The organism is Vreelandella sedimenti (assembly GCF_013416325.1).
GTDB lineage: Bacteria > Pseudomonadota > Gammaproteobacteria > Pseudomonadales > Halomonadaceae > Vreelandella > Vreelandella sedimenti.
In genome coordinates this window covers 54,667-72,775 of record NZ_JACCGK010000008.1, presented here as the reverse complement: position 1 = coordinate 72,775, position 18,109 = coordinate 54,667, and the positions used below count along the sequence as shown (strand labels likewise).

Sequence of the window (18,109 nt, the reverse complement as noted above, 5' to 3'; positions counted from 1 at the left end):
GCTTTTTAAGCTGTCGTGACTGACTCTTGGTATTGGGCAAGAACCTGCTCGGCATTCGTTTTAAGTGTGTCACGCCATGCGGCTGGTGCGATCACTTTGACGTTCGCCCCCATGCCCATTAGCCACCACAGAGTTTGCTGATCATCAGGCACGCAGGCAGTCAGGCGGTGCCACTTGCTATCGGGGAGCGCTTCAATCGTCTGTGTATCGGCAATAGGTGTCTCGTTCAATAACCAGGCAACCCGGCGCGTGATCTCTGCCTCAAGGGTGACGTCACCCGGTCCTTGCCGGTAACCAAAGGCACCGCCCTGAATATAGGCATCAATATCGAATGCCTCTGTGGCCTGCCATTTCACATCGCTCAAGGTCACTTGCTTGACTCGATGTAGCGCGAACTGGCGCAAGTCACTGAAGCCTTCCACTTGGGCGAGAAGGTACGTCGCGCTGTGGCGACTGACAATGCCTTGTGGATGAAGGGTAAAGTGTTTGTTCGTCTCGGTAGTGCGCGACAGGTAGGTGACATCAATGGCTTTCTGCTCTAGCAGCGCTTGTGCAACCGTTTGCCAAGTGGTTTCCTCTAGCTCTGCAGGAATTAACGCCATTCCATTAGGAATAGCGCGCACTTTACGTGCCCATTGGCTCAGCCCGTTTGAAGCAAGTTCATCTAACAGGCGTCGGGCATCGGTAAAGTGGGATGAAAGCTGTCCGACCACGACAGGCGGCAGTAAACCTTTCAAATACTCCTCAGCGAGCACAAGTGTTAAGGCGCTAGGCACATCCAACGCCGGCAAATGGCACTGAAAGTCGCGATCAAAATACCATTTATAGGGTTTTTCACTATCGTCGCAGCCAAGGGGAAAATGCGAAGAGAGCTTCTGGCTGAGATCGCGTTGCAGCGAGCGTACGTCAATATTAAACCCACGCTCAGCGAGTTTTTCTTTCAGTACAGGGGTGGCAATGCGTCCAGGATAGCGGGGAATTAACTGCAGAAGCGTCAAGTAGCGAAAAAGTGTATCGCGAGCAACAGACATAAATTTATTAACCGTGGGCGTTATGATGTAAGCATGCAAGCTTAACGTGACTCACAAAACTTAGCGACTCTATCGGGTAGCGCGTCGCTCTCCCGGGCGATCAAGTGAGCTCGGCGTTGCCATAGAGCAGTTATGCGTTGATCTGGAGTAGTATTAGGAAAGTGCGACCATAGCGCTGCGGGGTGAATGTCGGTAGTGACTTCAAGTGATGTGTCAGGGTGCCCTTCTAGCCAGTGATACACCTCTATAGCGCTGCGGCCAACGCATACTGGGAATAGCAGCGCATGCAAAGGCAGCGGTATGCCGAGAGCCAACAGCTGCGCGTTAACTTCATGGTCACACGCTAGGTGCCAACGATGTTGATCGTCCACGAGAGGGGCGGTTAAATGGCCAGCCACGCAATGCCAGATGAGGTGGGCATGCAAAAAGCGTCGAGACTCGTCAGAGAGGCTGGCGCTATAACGAGGGCAAAAATAGAGATGTCGGCCATCCGTGCTTGCCGTGGCTATTTGCTGATGCAGCACCGGAGTTAGAATTAAATAATTGCTGAGCATCTCCATAACTGGGAGGGTTTCTGCCCAATAGGCGCGATCCGCCTGCCATTTCGCTAATTCTTGCTGTGCATCTGCGGTTGCTGAAGCTGAACTTACCAACATATTCATACCGTACCTTCCCTGAAGGGTTAGGTCTCATAAGCTACGGTATGGGTGCGACAACTCAAGCCGCATAAAAATAAACTATACCTATGGCTGCTTCGTTAACTATGTGCGTGAGTTGCTTTCCTTCTTTCGACAGTTGAGCGTTACGCCCTCCGCTTGTCTGGCTTAGCGCCCATCACCGCTGGCCGCTGGGAGTTATCGCTACCGTCACTTGCTTAGGTTATTACAGGTGTTAGATAGCGACTTGTCCATTGGCGACGGCGCTGCTGTAACTGCCCACGCAATGCCACATGCGCTATCCCTCCAGGAGTAAATCCTGCAAAGAGGTGATGGTGGTAATTAACGTTGTGTTCGGCAAGGGCGGCGTAACAAGCGTTCCCTTAGCACTCAGGAAATCGGCTATATGAATGATTTGTTCCATAGGCTGTTTGTCAGTGTGTGTTAACCATTAATCATGGTAAGTCGATAGCTGGCTAGCTGGCCGTCAGAATGCTTTTCTACCTTGAGATACTGATCCTGTATGGCAAGCGCCTTGACTTGTATGCATGCTGCTTCCTAAAAAAATCAAGTTCGCACATATTCTGAACCTTTACTTGGGGTATCTTGTTTTGTCCGATATTCAAAACATCTTGATTTCATACTATAAACTCATTAAGGGTTAATCGATGGAAAAAGTAACATATATTGAAGAGTATGTAGTGCCTCAACTTTTCACTACTGCTTTCGAAGCCTATGAATTTGAACATCGTGGTCGAGAACGGTCAAAAGGATATCTCAAGCTGGAAACTTTTGGTTTGCTCTGGGGATACTCCATACCAGCAAAGGGAACCCTACCAGCACGTATCGTCGCTACTATGGCGACGGTTGAAACGTCTGCAACTCGTCATGAAGATTGGGTTCAACCTAATTTCGACTCTATTATCGCCAAGAAGCTGTTTTTTGAGCGCTATTGGCAAAACATTGAGTTGGTAGGTACCTTTCATTCTCATCCTTATGACGACCTTAATGAAGTAAATCGTATTAAAGGCTGGCAAGGGTCGCCCGGTGATAAGGAATTCTGGCCAGAATTTCATGATTATGTAGCTCCAGAACAAGAACTAATGACTCATTTAGTCATTACAATTGCTAGGCTTTCAAAACGCGGCTGGGCGATACCTGATAGGTTAAAAGGCAGCGAGCAGGACAAGGGGTATGTTCTGACCGCAGATGAACGCAAGTTTTGGTTACGTGCTTACGCTACCAACATGGTGTCAGAGGATGAATATCAGTTTTCCGACGACATGGGGTTGCAGGTTCCTGCGCTGCACGATTTTATGAAGTGGTCGTCTCGTTAAAACCGATCCCCGCGCGGAATCGGCAGCTAATGACCAATTAGCAAAATAATTAATCACTAAATTTGTACTTAAACCGAACGTTAAAGCTTATCAACGTGTGGTGCCGATGCCATTGTCGTCGAATCCTCTGAAGAAGAAGGAATCACGCTATTTACCTGGGGGCAGGGAAAAGCACAACTCAAAGCCGTGCGCTACCAGGACTGAAGCACGCCTCGTCTGGTGAGCTAGGGCGAAAAAGTGATCCATAGACAGGAGAAAAGAACATGACGATGAAAAAATGGCGGCCAGCAATAGCGCTGGTGACATGTTTGATATTGCCGGTGACAGCAACAGCACAAAGCAGCACTGAGGATGAATATACCGGCCGCTTTGGTAAATGTATGGATGCCTCTGGTGGAGTGACTGTTGAAATACTGAACTGCATTGCTGATGAGTTTGCTACTCAAGATGCGCGTTTGAATGGCGCCTATAGCGATGCCCGACGCGATCTTTCCGAAGAACGCCAGCAAGTGCTGTTAAATGCCCAACGTCACTGGATCACCTATCGTGATGCTAATTGCGACTTCTACGCCACTATCGGTGGCACGCTCGCACAAATTGCCAGCAACGATTGTTTGTTAAGAGAAACCGCCATGCGCGCTGCCGAGTTGGAAAATATGGTGGGGTGGTAAAGCTAAGGTCTTGAGTAGGCACTAGGTCGTAGGCGGTTGCAAATTGGTTTACAGTAATGCTCTGCACGTAAATATGGTAAATCTCTTGTGACGCTTTCATTTAGTTACAACTCAGACCTCATTGGTGGTGGATTGATGGTGCGTGAAAGCCGTGCAGTTGCAACGCTATTGCTGGACGAGGTAGACGAAGCGCACTGGCATCAAGCCATCATCGTTGAAAACCGCCTGCAGAAGAATCGCCCAGCGACAGCCAAGCGTGCAGCGCAGGCCATCCGTAAACGCTTAGAGAAACTGGAACCCTCTTTTTGGAAAGCCCTGCACGATGGAGATGATCAGCTAGCGTCGCAGATATCGTTTTGTGCTGCCATGGCGCGCAACCTGCTGCTGGTGGAGTTTCTTGAAAGCGTGGTGGCCGATTCGTTTTTAACGCGGTCTGAAAAGCTTCAGTCCTATCAGTGGGATGAGTTTCTTGTCGAGCGTGCTAACCGCGATGCAGCGATTGCTACCTGGGCAGAAAGTTCAAGGCGCAAAATGGGCCAGGTAGTGTTTCGGATGCTGACAGAGGTCGGCATATTGGATTCCAGCCGATCACGTCGGCTTCAGTCTTTCTTGCCCCGCCCAGAGCTGAAGATGCTGCTTGAAACCCACCGCCATACCCGTTTGCAAAATTGTCTTCAAAAATTGCGCTAAGCATTTATCTGTTGGAAAAACTCATTATTGAACTAATGAAAACTAAGTAGACCTTGCGGCTATGGCTGTAAGCAACGTAATCTTGCCCAAAACAAGCCCGACATAGAGACGCTCCGCATGTCACATAATGAGCAGCACCTACCACCTACCAGCGTTATGTTCCATGAGGATGACCAGCTTCGGGCACGATTAAACCAAGTCGCCGAGAAAATCGCGCGGCCGGATTTTTTAGCAGGCCAAGGGTTAGGTAACGAAATTGGTTTTTGGATTTTTGATTATGCTCCTGAGCAAGAGCTTCAGGTACGTGCCTATCTGAACTTCCTTCCCTCGTTAATGGCGCGCCAATACGCCCATGTCAAGGTGGCGCAGGTTAACTTACTTCACGTGCTTAAAGACTATCTGACTGAGCGCGGGTTTCTTGATAAAGCCATTGCCATGCAGAAAAACAAAGGTGATGCAGCGCTGCTTCAGGCGCTGCGTGGGCCACTGCACATGGATAAGTTTGCCCCTTACCTCATCCGACACTCTTTGTCGCATGACCCTGATATCGTGCTACTAACCGGTGTCGGTAGTCTATGGCCAATGGTACGGGCGCATAGTTTGCTGAACGCGCTGCATGGCCCGTTAGGGCATAAGCCTTTGGTACTGTTTTACCCAGGCCGCTACGATGGGCAAACGCTTACCCTGTTTAATCAGATTAAGAGCAATAACTACTATCGCGCTTTTGCGCTCGTGCCCTAACGCAGCGTTTTAGGCCGTTCACTGTGTTACGTTCGCTCGTTTATTGTTGTTATCAATAATGTCGTTATCAACAGTGCCATTACCCGTTTTGGCATCATGCCGGTCGATGTAATGGACTGCTTTCAAAAAGTTTATAGGACTGATATGCGCATTCAAGAGCTTTTCCTCAAGCCGCTCAGCCGGTCAATCAATGGTGTTGTAAAGGCTGATCAGCGTGACCAGGAAACCATCTACCAAGAGCTAGATGAGTACGTGGTCACCAATGAGCTGGAAAAGCACTTCCGCGCCTTTTTTGAGTCTTACACCACTCCGGTAGATGACCCCTCCATCGCCAACCGTGTGGGCGTCTGGGTTAGCGGTTTCTTTGGGTCGGGTAAATCGCACTTTTTGAAAACGCTCTCTTATCTGCTGGAAAATACCGAAGCTTTTGATGCAAACGGCCATGCCAAGCGGGCGGCGGATTTCTTTGATGAGCGGAAGCTGGTGGACAGCTCCATACGGGCTGATATCACTAACGCAGTACGCGAACCCGCCCATGTGGTGCTGTTCAACATCGACAGCAAGGCCAGCTCTAACGACGATGGCAACCCCATCCTCAACGTCTTTCTGCGCGTATTTAACGAGTACCAAGGCTTTAGCTCGGATTATCCGCACATTGCCCACATGGAGCGCCACTTAGAAAAACGCGGCGTGTATGATCGCTTTAAGCAGGCCTTTAACAAGGTCAGCGGCGTGGTATGGGAAGACGAGCGAGACGGCTACCAGTTCTACCAGGACGATATCGAGCAAGCGATTGGCACGGCGCTCGATCTCTCCCCTGAAGCGGCGCATAAATGGTTTGAGGAATCAGAAACCAACTTCAGCGTTTCGGTAGAAAACTTCTGCCACTGGGTGAAAGAGTTTTTGGAATCCCAATCATCCACCCGGCGCATGGTGTTTATGGTGGACGAAGTCGGCCAGTTTATTGGCAGCGACACTCGCCTTATGCTCACCCTGCAAACACTGACCGAAAACTTGGGCACGATTTGCGGTGGTCGCGCTTGGATTGTGGTGACGTCTCAGGCGGATATGGACGCAGTGCTAGGCGAAATGACCGCCTCAAAAGCCAACGATTTCTCTAAGATCGCCGGGCGCTTCAAAACCCGCTTATCGCTCTCAAGTTCCAACTCTGACGAAGTCATCCGCAAGCGCCTGCTGGTGAAAACCGACCCGGCACGCGCTGAGCTGGAAGGTGTGTTTGAAGCCAAAGGCTCCATCTTGCGTAACCAGCTGACCTTTGACCGCTCTGGCCCCACGCTAAAAAACATCGAAGGCGTGGAAAGCTTTATCGCCAATTACCCCTTTGTGCCGTACCACTTCCAACTGGTGCAAAAAGTCTTTGAAGAGATCCGCAAGGTAGGGGCGACGGGTGCTCACTTGGCCTATGGCGAGCGCTCCATGCTCGATGCGTTCCACATGGCCGCCAAGGCCGTGCAGGAGAAAGCGCTTGGCGCGCTGGTACCGATGCACTGCTTCTACACAGCGGTAGAGGGCTTTCTTGATACGGCGGTAAAGCGCACCATTGATCAGGCCAGTGAAAACCCCGTGTTAGAGGCGTTTGATGTCGAAACCCTACGCACGCTGTTTATGATCCGCTATGTGGATCTGGTGAAGGGTACGGTCGATAACCTGGTGACGCTCTCACTGACCCAAATCGACGATGACCGCATAGCCATTCGTGAGCAGCTGGAAGCGACCCTGGCACGGCTGGAAAAAGAGAGCCTGATAACCCGTAACGGCGATGAATACCAGTTTCTCACCAATGAAGAGCGCGACATCACCCGCAAGATCAAAGCTACCGAAGTCACCAGCAGCGACGAGAATAAAGAGCTCTCAAGCCTGATCTTCAAAGACTCGCTTCGTGACCGCAACAAATACCGCTATCCGGTCAACAAAACCGACTACAGCATTGGCCGCTACCTGGATGGCCACACCCTGGATGGCCGCTACCAGAGCCAGCTAAGGGTGGAGGTGGTCTCACCGCTGGACGTGGAGTACGTACAGCTAAGCGAAGCAGGCTGCATCCACAAAAGCGGCGATAACGGCGGGCAGGTGCTGATTAAGCTGCCCGACGATAAGCGTTTTACCGATGAACTGCGCACCCTGCTGAAAACCGATAAGTTTATCCGCCTGAACCTATCGGCTAACGACCACAGCGTAGAGCGCATTCTGGCCGACCGTGGCCGTGAAAACCAAGAGCGCAAAAAACGCCTGCGGGTGCGTTTGGAAGAGATGCTGCTAGATGCTGACGTTTACGCGCTCGGGCAAAAGCTTGATCTCAACCGTAACCAGCTGACTACCCGTTTGGATGAGGCCTGTCGCTATCTGCTGGAAAACACCTACAACAAGCTGAGCCAGCTCACGGCACTTAGCCCCGAGCCAATGCGCGAGCTGCAGGCCGTATTAACCGCCGATGACCTGGGCACCCAGAACCTTAACCTGGACAGCGAGGAGGGCAACCCCCAGGCCGTGAAAGAGGTGGAGCAGTACATCACCCTACACGGCGGCGAACCGGTGCCACTTAACCCGCTGATTGAGCGCTTTAGCAACCGACCCTTCGGCTGGCCAGAAGGTGAAACGCTGCTGATTTTAGGCCGCCTGCACGCCGCTGGGCGCTTAACCTTCCACACCGCTGGCCCTGCGCTCAGCGGTAAAGAAGCCTTTGAGCTACTCAACAACGCCCGCCGCCGCAGTGAAGTCCGCCTCCAGAAGAAGCGCCAAACCGAAGATGCAGTGCTCAACAAAGCTCGTAACCTCACGAAAGAGCTATTTGGCCAGCTAGGCCCCACCAGCGAAAAAGAGCTGTTTACCTATTACGTAGACCGCTTAACCCACTGGCGACGTGAGCTAGAAGCGTATAAAAGCAAAACCGACGTGGGCAACTTCCCCGGTCGCAACGCAATTGACAACTCCCTGCGGGAAGTGGAGCGCCTACTGCGCCTTGACGATAGCTTTGATTTCTTCAAAACCGTCGCCAGCCAGCAAGACACGCTGCTTGATGTTGAAGAAGACTACCGCGATCTCAACGACTTCTTTACTAAGCAGCTCACCACCTGGCAGCAGCTAGAACAAGCGCTCAACCGGTTTGCGGTGAACCGCCTAGAGCTTGAGAAAAACACCCAGGCCCAGCAAACGCTGGCTGAGTGTGAGCGTATTTACCGGGCCGAAGCGCCCTACGCCATGCTCAACAAGGTGGATGGCCTAGTACGCACGCTGTATGACATTAACAGCGGCCTAGTGGAGGAAAAACGGCAGCACGCCATTGCCCGTATCGACACACGCATTGCCAAGGTGAGCGCTGAAATAGCCAAAAGCGGCATTGGCACCGCCGAGCTCAGCAACCGTTTGCTGCACCCACTGCAGCAGCTTAAAGCATCGGTCAATCAATCGGTCAGCGTCGCGCAGATCTACCAGCTGCAAACCGAAACTGCCGTCGAGCTAGAAGAAGAAAGTTTGGATGCGCTTCACCACGCCCAGGCTGAGGCGGCCAAGCGGCAGCCGCCTGCGCCTGCGGGAAACACCACAACACCGGCTCCAACATCAGAGAACCCCAAGCCAGCCCCACAAACGGCACCACGTGATAAAACCTACGACCCGCACACCGAAACAGTACCGGCGGCGGTAAATGCCCCCAAACCCGTGGCAAGAGTGCGTGTAAGCGACGTACTTAGCCGCGTGCATAGTGGCGTGTACCTGGAAAGCCAAGCGGAAGTCGATGCGTTTATGGACGAGCTGAGAAAAGAGCTGGAACGGTCACTTTCAGCGGGCAAACGGGTACAGGTGCGTTAGTGTTCAAACGATTTTTGTTGACACGACCAATATGCCTGTTCACTGCCGTCCCGTGTCCTAGGACGCGGGACAGCGAAGCGGAAAGAAATATGAAAAGTCAACAAGGCACCTATGACCACCGCGACCATTGAACAGCGCCTAAGCGAGCCAGAAGGTAAGCAGCTTGAGTTCAAGCGCGACCTATCATCGCCTAAGCCGCTGATGAAAACACTGGTCGCCTTTGCCAATACGGCCGGTGGCCAGTTGATCATTGGTGTTGACGATGATGGCACCGTGCTAGGCGTGGATGATCCGCTGGATATGGAAGAGCGCCTGACCAGCATGATAGCGGATGCCATTCACCCTCGGCTATTACCCAATATTGAACTGGTGAGCGTGGGCGAACATACCCTGGTGTGTATTGAGGTGTTTTTGAGTAGCGCACGCCCACACTTTTTCAAAGCGCTTGGCGAAGAAAGCGGTGTGCTGGTGCGGCTCGGTTCCAGCAATCGGCAGGCGGGGTTGGCGCTCATCCAGGAAATGCAGCGCCAAGCGAGCGGAACCACCTTTGACGTTCAGCCCATGCCCGAGCTGAGCCGTGACGACCTTGACCAAAACGCCATACAGCAAGCCTTTCGCAGCGAACAACTGCTTGATGATAATAAGCTTCGCACGTTACGGCTAATTGTCTCGTATCAAGGTCGCCTAGTACCCAGCGTGGGCGGAGTTTTGCTGTTTGGCCGCGAGCGCCAATGGCACTTTGAAGATGCCTGGATTCAGTGCGGGCGTTTTCGCGGTAACGATAAGGTCGAGATTTTCGACCAGACAGATATTCACGCGCCGTTACCCCAGGCGGTTGATGACATCGAGCTGTTTCTCAAAAAACATGCCTTCAAGCAGGCAGAGTTTGGCGCCATGCGTCGCCGCGATGTGTGGAGTATCCCGCTGACCATCCTGCGTGAAGCGATTATTAACGCCTTGGTACACAGCGACTACTCCCAACGCGGCAGCCCCATACGCATTGCGTTTTATGACGACCGTATCGAGATTGAAAGCCCAGGGCTACTGATGCCCGGCATGACGATTGAAGACATGAAACGCGGCGTTTCGATGATTCGCAACCCAGTGATTGCCCGCGTATTTCGTGAGCTTGGCCTGATTGAGCAGTGGGGCAGCGGCGTAAAGCGTATTTTTGCCGAGGCCGCCGCCCAGGGGCTGCCAGAGCCGCGCATTGAGGAGGTGGCCAACCGATTGCGCTTTATTGTGCCGCTTGAACAGCTGCATGCTGGCCAAGGAGTGACTCAGTCACGGCCCGAGTCACGGCCCGAGTCACGGCCCGAGTCACGGCCCGAGTCAGGTCTGGCCGATAGAATACTTCAATGCCTTGCCGACCGGCCCCTAGGTAAAGCCGAGATTGCCAAGTCCTTTGGTCACAAGGGCGTTTCGGGGCAGCTGAAAAGGCAAATGACGTGGTTGCAGAATCAGCAGCTTATCGAAATGACGCTGCCCGAAAAGCCCAATAGCCGCCTTCAACAATACCGCTTAACGGCTAAAGGCCAGCGCTTTTTGCAAGATACTTTCAAGGATCCAACATGAACACCGCCAACATCAAAAAATACGCCCCCAAGGCCCGCGCCCGCTTTATCGACACCATGATGCGTCAGGCGGCCCGGGTGGGCATTAGCCCGGATGGCAAAGGCGGTGTGGTGATTGCCCCCCTAGAGCAAAAGGGCGATGTGTTGGTGATGACCGCTCAGGATGGCCAAACCCACACCGTGCCCGCCCACCTGAAAGGCGCACGGGAAGCGCTGGCCGCGTGGGTGCAGCGCGATGGCTTTACCCAAGCGATAGAGCAGGCCGCCTATAGCTGGTTCAACCGCCTGTGCGCCATTCGCTATATGGAGATTCACGGCTACCTAGACCACGGCCGCCGCGTGCTGAGTGGGGCAGGGGGCGAAGCCGGTAAGTTCCAGATTCTGGAGGAATGCTTAGAGGTAGACCTGCCAGGGCTGGACACCGCCCGCGTGCGGGAACTCAAGCTCGACGGCACTCAGGATGAAACCCTCTACCGCGAGCTGCTGCTGGCCCAGTGCCACGCCCTGCATGAGGCCATGCCATTCCTGTTCGAACCGCTGGACGACGCCAGCGAGTTGCTGCTGCCAGATAACCTGACCAAAACGGATTCGCTGATCCGTGAGCTGGTCGAGGCGATTCCCGAGGAAGACTGGCAAGATGTAGAAGTGATCGGCTGGCTCTACCAGTTCTACATCAGCGAGAAAAAAGACCAGGTGATCGGTAAAGTGGTGAAAAGCGAGGACATTCCCGCTGCCACCCAGCTATTCACCCCCAACTGGATCGTGCAATACCTGGTGCAGAACTCGGTAGGCCGCCAGTGGCTGCAAACTTACCCAGGCTCGCCACTCAAAGGCCAGATGCCGTACTACATTGAGCCCGCCGAGCAGGAGCCCGAGGTACAGGCTCAGCTGGATGCCATCACTCCGGTCAGCCTCGACCCTGAAACCATCAAGGTGCTCGACCCGGCCTGCGGCTCCGGCCATATTCTGGTGGAAGCCTACAACGTGCTGAAGGCGATCTACGAAGAGCGCGGCTACCGCACCCGCGACATTCCCAAGCTGATTCTGGAAAACAACCTGTTCGGACTGGATATCGACGACCGCGCCGCCCAGCTGGCGGGCTTTGCGCTGTTGATGAAAGCCCGTGAAGACGACCGCCGCATTCTCACCCGCAACGTGCGCCTAAACGTGCTGGCCATGCAAAGCAGCCAGCAACTGGATGCCAATACCCTATGGCGCGACCTGAACTTAACCGGCGACTGGCACCAGGGCCAATCCCAAAGCCTGTTTGATAACGAGCAGCAAGATCTTTCCAGCAACGACACCACTTACAAGCTGATGGCCGACCTGATTGAGCGCTTCCAAGAAGCCAAAACTTTCGGCTCGCTGATTGAAGTGCCCAATGAATGGGAAGTGTCGCTTAAAGCACTGCTGGAGGAACTGAGCGAACTCACCAACAGCGGCGATATGATGCAAAAGGCCGCCGCTCAGCGGTTGGTGCCGATGGTGCAGCAAGCCTGGGTACTGTCGCAGCGGTACGACGCTGTGGTGGCTAACCCGCCTTATATGGGCAGTAAAGGCATGAACAAGACGCTGAAGTATTATGCCAAAAAAGCTTACCCCAACAGCAAGTCAGATCTGTTTGCGATCTTTATGGAGCATGCCTTTGAGCTTCTAAATTGCGGTGGCCATAACGCTCAGATAAATATGCACTCGTGGATGTTCCTGTCCACCTATGAAGGTCTTAGGAAGTACATCTTGGAAAATAAAACAATTTCTACGATGGCCCATTTAGGATCTAGAGCATTCGGGCAGATATCTGGGGAAGTCGTCCAGTCTACGGCCTGGGTGATCAAAAATACGATGCTAAAAGACTATATCCCTACGTTCTTTCGACTTACAGAGGGTGGTGAAGATATAAAGAAAAACAAGCTATTAAGAAAAAATGAAGCGTTCCACAGTATATCGCAAGGAGACTTTTTTTCCCTCCCAGGAGCTCCAGTTTCGTACTGGGCAACACAGAGAGAAATACAAATATTCAAAGACTGTCCAAGTTTATGCGATATTTTCAAGGCAAAGAAAGGGTTGATTACAAGTGATAACGATCGATTTTTAAAATTCTGGCCCGAAGTGAGCTTTAATAAAATAGGATTTGGAATTAAATCCCACGAAGAAATGACCGATAGTAACAAAAAGTGGATACCTTTCAATAAAGGTGGTGGTGCAAAAAAATGGTACGGAAACAACGATTATGTAATAAACTGGGAGGGCTCGGGCAAGGAGATTATAGATTTTAATTCTAAGCTGTATGGCTCCGCATCAAGACAGATTCAAAATGTCAGCTACTATTTTAAGCCGGGAATAACATGGACGGTAATCGCCCAAGGAAAACCGACATTCCGAGAGTATGGGGTCGGATTTATTTTTGGGAGCAAAGGGCCAGGAATATTTTCACAGAAAGATCAGGAAAGTCCTCTAACATATCTTAATAGCTCGGCATGCATGAGGCTCTTGTCATTAATAAACCCAACTCTTGGGCTTGAGGTGGGCTATGTTTCAAAACTTCCACTCCCTAGTTCATATAACGATTCTATTCATTCCAAGCTAGTCGGCTACGCAAAGTTTGTATATGACAGACAAGAAATTTCATACGATTTTCGTGGTCTTGATGAGATCGTAAAGTCGGAAGACGCAAGAAGCGGTTTTAATTATTATAAAGAAAGGCTTGGAGCGATATTAAATACTATTGCATGCTTGGAGCGAGAGAACGACAATTACTATATTGAAAATTTCGGTCTTGGAGAGGTGGTTGAGAATAACAATATTGCTTATGAAATTAACGATCTCGAAATAAAAAATTTGTTTTTAATGGAAAGTTTCTCAAGCTTTTCCATCGGTTGCATGATGGGCCGCTACTCGCTGGACAAGCCCGGCCTGATTCTTGCCAGCCAGGGCGAAACCGTCCGCGATTACCTCGCCCAGATCCCCGAACCCAGCTTCGCCCCAGATAAAAACGCCATTATCCCGCTCACCGATCAGGAATGGTTTCCCGACGACGCCACTAACCGCTTTCGCGACTTCGTATGCACTGTCTGGGGCGAGGAACATATGCAAGAGAACCTCGACTTTGTCGCCGAAAGCCTCTGCCTGCAGGCCATCAAGCCCAAGAAAGGCGAGGCCGCGCTGGAAACCATCCGCCGCTACCTCAGCACCCAGTTCTTCAAAGACCATTTGCGCACCTACAAAAAACGCCCTATCTACTGGCTGTTTTCCTCCGGCAAGCAGAAAGCCTTCGAGTGTTTGGTTTACCTGCACCGCTACAACGAAAGTACCCTGGCCGAGATGCGCACCGACTACGTCATCCCGCTCACCACCAAGCTCGCCAGCTACGTAGAAAAGCTAGAGCAAGACAAAGACGCCAGCACCTCCGCCGCCGAAGCGAAAGCCATCGAAAAAGAATTGGGAAAGCTCTACAAACAGCAAGCCGAACTCAACACCTTCGACGAGAAGCTGCGTCACTACGCCGACCAGCGTATCTCGCTGGATCTGGATGATGGGGTGAAGGTGAATTACGGCAAGTTTGGGGATTTGTTGGCGGAGGTTAAGGCGGTGGTTGGTAAAGATGCATAGTTCATCTTCTTTTATCTAGAACCTTATAACTTGATTATTCAGGCATTCAAGGCCATGAGAAAAGAGGTTTTATAGTGACAGCGTATCAAAAATATCTAGCATCACTAGATAGTTGCCGAACGATGGCGGGCAGCGAATACAAAGCATCTCAAGAATTTCTCAGTCGTTGTGACACGACAATAAATGATTTGAGCATAGACCTTAAGCGAGTTGTTGATTATGCAAGCGGTTCTTTAGCCACAACTAGCGAGCTTAGAGTTGGCCTTCAGAGTATCAAGGATGACCTGGATAAGGAATACGAAGCATTAGAAGAAAAGCGCAATTACAGTCTGAAAAACCAGAAAAAAAGGTTGGGTTTTTTTAATGTCATGTTGTTTGGGAAAACCATGTCAGGCAAGAGCACTATACGAGAAGCAATCACTCATGGCGACGGAAGTACAATAGGAAAGGGAGCGCAGAGAACAACACGCGATGTAAAAGAATATGAATGGAATAATTTACGAATTATTGACACTCCAGGTTTTGGGGCTTATGACGGAAAAGAAGATACTGAGATAGCAAGGGAGATATTGGAGCTATCGGATGTTGTACTGTTTTTACTAAATAGTGACAGTATCCAAGATACTACTTTTACTGAGCTTGAGCATGTTTATAAGTTAAATAAGCCTCTCATATTTGTTATGAATATGAAGAAGGATTTAGAGAGCGAAGGCAATCGGCGTAGAGCGCTTAAAAATCCAGCTAAATATATCTATAAAGAAGATGTTATAGATGGTCATGTTGAAAGATTAAAAGATTTGGCTAGTCGAGCTGGAATGAATCCAAATAATATAAGTGTAGTTGCCATTCATGCTCAATCAGCCTTCCTCGCTAATAAGATGCAGGGAGAAGAGTCTAAGCAACTACATGAACTAAGCAACATCGATTTGCTGTTAAAGAAACTCCAGAAAGAAGTGGAAGTTAGCGGCCCTGTAAGGCGCGTGCAAACTTTTCTAGATTCTACTCTTCATCATATTGATACACAGAGAATTATTCTGCTCAGTCAGCGTGATAGACTTGATAAATTGCTTGAGCAGTACGAATCAAGTTTAGGTAGGGTGTCTCAATGGCAGTCTAAGGTAGAGCGTGACTTACCAAAGCGATTAGCTCAGGAGGTTGATTCTGCTTTCAAGCCTCTTGTTAACTCAATTGCTGATTTTGTTGACGATCACATTGAAAGCAAGAGCCCAAGCAAACAATGGGAAATACATTGTAAGAAATTCAATATACCTCATAAAATTGAGCAAGCAACTAAAGATATTGTAGAAGAAGTTTCAGACGAGATAAATGAATTTCAAAAAGAAATGAAGGAAAGCTTAGACATCACTTTATCGTTTGAAATTTCACATCAAGGCGGGAGCTTTGACGAAGCAGATTATCGAAGAATAAATGGATGGGGTGCCGCGATAACATCTGTTATTAGTTCTGTTGCATTTTTGAATGCATGGAACCCTGTGGGATGGGCTGTCGCTGGCATTGCTATTGCGTTTAGCATTTTTTCATTTTTTTCTGATAGCCGAGATAAAAAACTTAAGGAAGCAAAATCAAATCAGAGAAAAAGCCTTCGTGAAGAGGTTGAAAAAAGGAAGTCTAAAATAAAAGAAAGCCTCATGCAGTGGTTTAAAAATGACATCCAGCAAGGGTTGGTTAGACCGGCTAAAAACAACTTGCTTGTATTATGCCATTCCATAAAAGAAATCTCCCAAAACCTTGAGGAAAAAGAAGAAAAAATAAATAATGTGGCTCAAGAGATAAATATCAGACTATTGCATAAGGTTGCATTTATCATAACTGGCGAGCACTTTAAAATTCCCAGAGTGAAAAAAATAGTCAGAGTCCCTGGCTATGCGTGCTATTTCATCGTTGATGGTTATTTTAGGGACTCATCGCTTTTGCGGTCATTGGGCTTGGCAATGAGAGAAAATGTACGAGCAGTATATGATAAAGATATAAAAAGTAAGATTTCACACCTATACCGCGGTCTTGTTGAAGAAGTTAGTGTTTTCGATGAGAAATCTGTTGAAATCAGTGTAAAGAAAGATAACGTGGGCAAGGTTATTGGAAAAGACCATAGAAGAATAAAAATGGTTGCCGCCCTTTGTTCATGCCAAATTAATATTATTAGCGATTAACCTGGAGTAAGAAAATGACTGACATTTTTTATAGCATATTCACAAATAAAGTTGATGAACTTGGCGGTCGTGTAGTCAAATTGTTAGGAAGTGTCGATGGTAACGGGGATCTATCAACCTTAGATAAGGATTCCTCGCGTCTTAGCATAGTATTTGCGGGGCAGTATAGCGCAGGAAAGTCTTCTTTAATAAAGATGCTAACGAGCAACGACAGTGTAAAAATTGGCGCAGGTGTAACAACCGACTCTGTTGCAGAATACAGATACAACTCTCTATCAATCTGGGATACACCAGGTATTTTAGCAGGGCAATGTGAAGACCACGATGTAAAAGCACTTGATGCAATTGATAGAGCAGATCTCATTGCTTATGTAATCACCAATGAGCTTTTTGATGATGTCGTGGGCGCTTCTTTCCGGAACCTTTGTTTCGAAAAAGGTCGAGCCAATGAGTTGATGATAATCATTAACAAATTCGAAAGCGATGCGGCCAACAAAGAAACAAAGATTTCTGGAATAACGAAGGTTTTAGAACCAAAAATACCAGAAGATTTTCCTATTGTTTTTACGGATGCAGAGTCCTACTTTGATGCTTTAGATGAAGAGGATGAAGAAGAACACAAAGAGCTAATAGCGATCTCAAATCGTGATGGATTTATTAAAGAAATTGATAGCTTTGTTGCAAGAAAAGGAATCTATTCAAGACTTACCACGCCACTTCAGGCATATCAAAATAAATTGCAAGATAGAGTTGATAGCTTGACTATTGACAACCCTTTGAGTAGAGGTGTTGTTAGTGTTTTGAGTCAATATAAGCGAATTTTCAACAGCAATAAGCGTGGTTATCAAAAGAAAGTACGAGCAATCCTTGACGATTTTGATGTTCGCGTTATAGAAAATGGTAACCAACTTGCTGACTCCATTGGTAGTGACTCTGACGAATTTCAAAGGTCTCAAGATCAAGCAATATATGAGTGTGAAAAACTTACAGATTCTGCAATGGAGAGCATTAAAGAAGTTTCTATTGAAACCGTTGAAGACTTGGAAAAAGAGCTGGCAGATCTTGCTACAACACCAGCGGCCATCAAAGTTATGGAGGCTCTAAGAGAAGCTAAAGAATTTGACCTAAGGTCAGGCGAAAATGACTTAAGTGGTTTTTCAAGTAATGATCCATTAGTGCTAAGCAATGCGCTTACAAAAGGCCTTTTAACATCAGCAGAAAAGGGGTTCTCTGTTGTTTCTAAGAGTGCAATAAGCGCATCTGGTAAGTCCGGTTTAGGGGGAGTCTCGGGTAGCCAACTTCACGACATAGTAAAAGGCGTTGGGAAGCTGTTCAACTATAAGTTTGGTCCATGGGAAGCCGTGAAAATTGCCGATAAAATCGGCAAAGGAGCAAAATTTCTTGGCCCAGCAATGTCAGTTCTAGGTGTTGGCATGCAAATCCTTGATGATTACCAAAAAGCTGAGCAAGAGAAAAAAATCTTGCAAATTAGGCGTGATATTCGTAAGGGGTTTCGAGAGTATGCAAAGAGCACAAAAAATGTTTTTGACGAACAGGTTTTAACCTTTATTGCCTCTGCCTTTTTAGAACCGGCCGGTGAAATCGATAAATCTTTAGAAGAAATTAGAAGTCAGGCTGAAAACAGCTCGGATTTGTCTGAGGAAATCACATCACTCTTAAATGAGACCAAAGCCCTCCGGAAGGAAATCCAGAACGCCTATGAGTCATGAAGAGCTGCCTTATTGAGTTTTTCATCCCTGCTTCCGTGATGTTGGCGGTAATCAACTTTACTGTGTTCAAT

At 49.2% G+C, this 18,109-nt stretch carries 11 protein-coding genes; 9 read left to right on the top strand and 2 right to left on the bottom strand.

All coding sequences use genetic code 11. The features are described from left to right. Nucleotides 1-5: 5 nt before the first annotated feature. Complete coding sequence (locus HZU72_RS10380) at nt 6-1,031, bottom strand: helix-turn-helix transcriptional regulator (RefSeq protein WP_180091729.1); 1,026 nt, start codon at nt 1,029-1,031, stop codon at nt 6-8. Nucleotides 1,032-1,072: 41 nt separating this feature from the next. Beyond that, the gene (locus tag HZU72_RS10375; RefSeq protein WP_235976067.1) at nt 1,073-1,693 is read right to left on the bottom strand and encodes a DUF2201 family putative metallopeptidase; all 621 of its coding nucleotides are present in this window, start codon (nt 1,691-1,693) and stop codon (nt 1,073-1,075) included. A gap of 662 nt (nt 1,694-2,355) precedes the next feature. On the opposite strand from HZU72_RS10375, the gene HZU72_RS10370 reads away from it, so the two are divergent. The 9 genes from HZU72_RS10370 to HZU72_RS10330 all read left to right on the top strand — a co-directional run bounded on the left by HZU72_RS10370 (nt 2,356) and on the right by HZU72_RS10330 (nt 18,038). After that, nucleotides 2,356-3,024: a hypothetical protein gene (locus HZU72_RS10370; protein WP_180091728.1), complete on the top strand. Its 669-nt coding sequence runs from the start codon at nt 2,356-2,358 to the stop codon at nt 3,022-3,024. 263 nt (nt 3,025-3,287) lie between these two features. Continuing rightward, the gene (locus HZU72_RS10365) at nt 3,288-3,695 is read left to right on the top strand and encodes a lysozyme inhibitor LprI family protein (protein WP_208458035.1); all 408 of its coding nucleotides are present in this window, start codon (nt 3,288-3,290) and stop codon (nt 3,693-3,695) included. Between the two features lie 87 nt (nt 3,696-3,782). After that, entirely contained in the window at nt 3,783-4,385 is a 603-nt protein-coding gene (locus HZU72_RS10360; RefSeq protein WP_180091727.1) for a DUF1819 family protein, read from the top strand. A 117-nt stretch (nt 4,386-4,502) separates the two neighbouring features. Next, nucleotides 4,503-5,126: a DUF1788 domain-containing protein gene (locus tag HZU72_RS10355; protein ID WP_208458034.1), complete on the top strand. Its 624-nt coding sequence runs from the start codon at nt 4,503-4,505 to the stop codon at nt 5,124-5,126. 144 nt (nt 5,127-5,270) lie between these two features. Then, nucleotides 5,271-8,954, top strand: a complete 3,684-nt coding sequence (gene brxC, locus HZU72_RS10350) for a BREX system P-loop protein BrxC (RefSeq protein WP_180091726.1) — start codon at nt 5,271-5,273, stop codon at nt 8,952-8,954. A gap of 111 nt (nt 8,955-9,065) precedes the next feature. Beyond that, nucleotides 9,066-10,529, top strand: coding sequence for an AlbA family DNA-binding domain-containing protein (locus HZU72_RS10345; protein WP_180091725.1), 1,464 nt, complete (start codon nt 9,066-9,068; stop codon nt 10,527-10,529). Then, entirely contained in the window at nt 10,526-14,137 is a 3,612-nt protein-coding gene (pglX, locus tag HZU72_RS10340; protein WP_180091724.1) for a BREX-1 system adenine-specific DNA-methyltransferase PglX, read from the top strand. The genes HZU72_RS10345 and pglX overlap by 4 nt, the downstream gene beginning before the upstream one ends. Nucleotides 14,138-14,211: 74 nt before the next feature. Further along, nucleotides 14,212-16,308: a GTPase gene (locus tag HZU72_RS10335; RefSeq protein ID WP_208458033.1), complete on the top strand. Its 2,097-nt coding sequence runs from the start codon at nt 14,212-14,214 to the stop codon at nt 16,306-16,308. Nucleotides 16,309-16,322: 14 nt separating this feature from the next. Further along, entirely contained in the window at nt 16,323-18,038 is a 1,716-nt protein-coding gene (locus HZU72_RS10330; RefSeq protein WP_180091723.1) for a LeoA/HP0731 family dynamin-like GTPase, read from the top strand. The last annotated feature ends 71 nt before the right edge of the window (nt 18,039-18,109 follow it).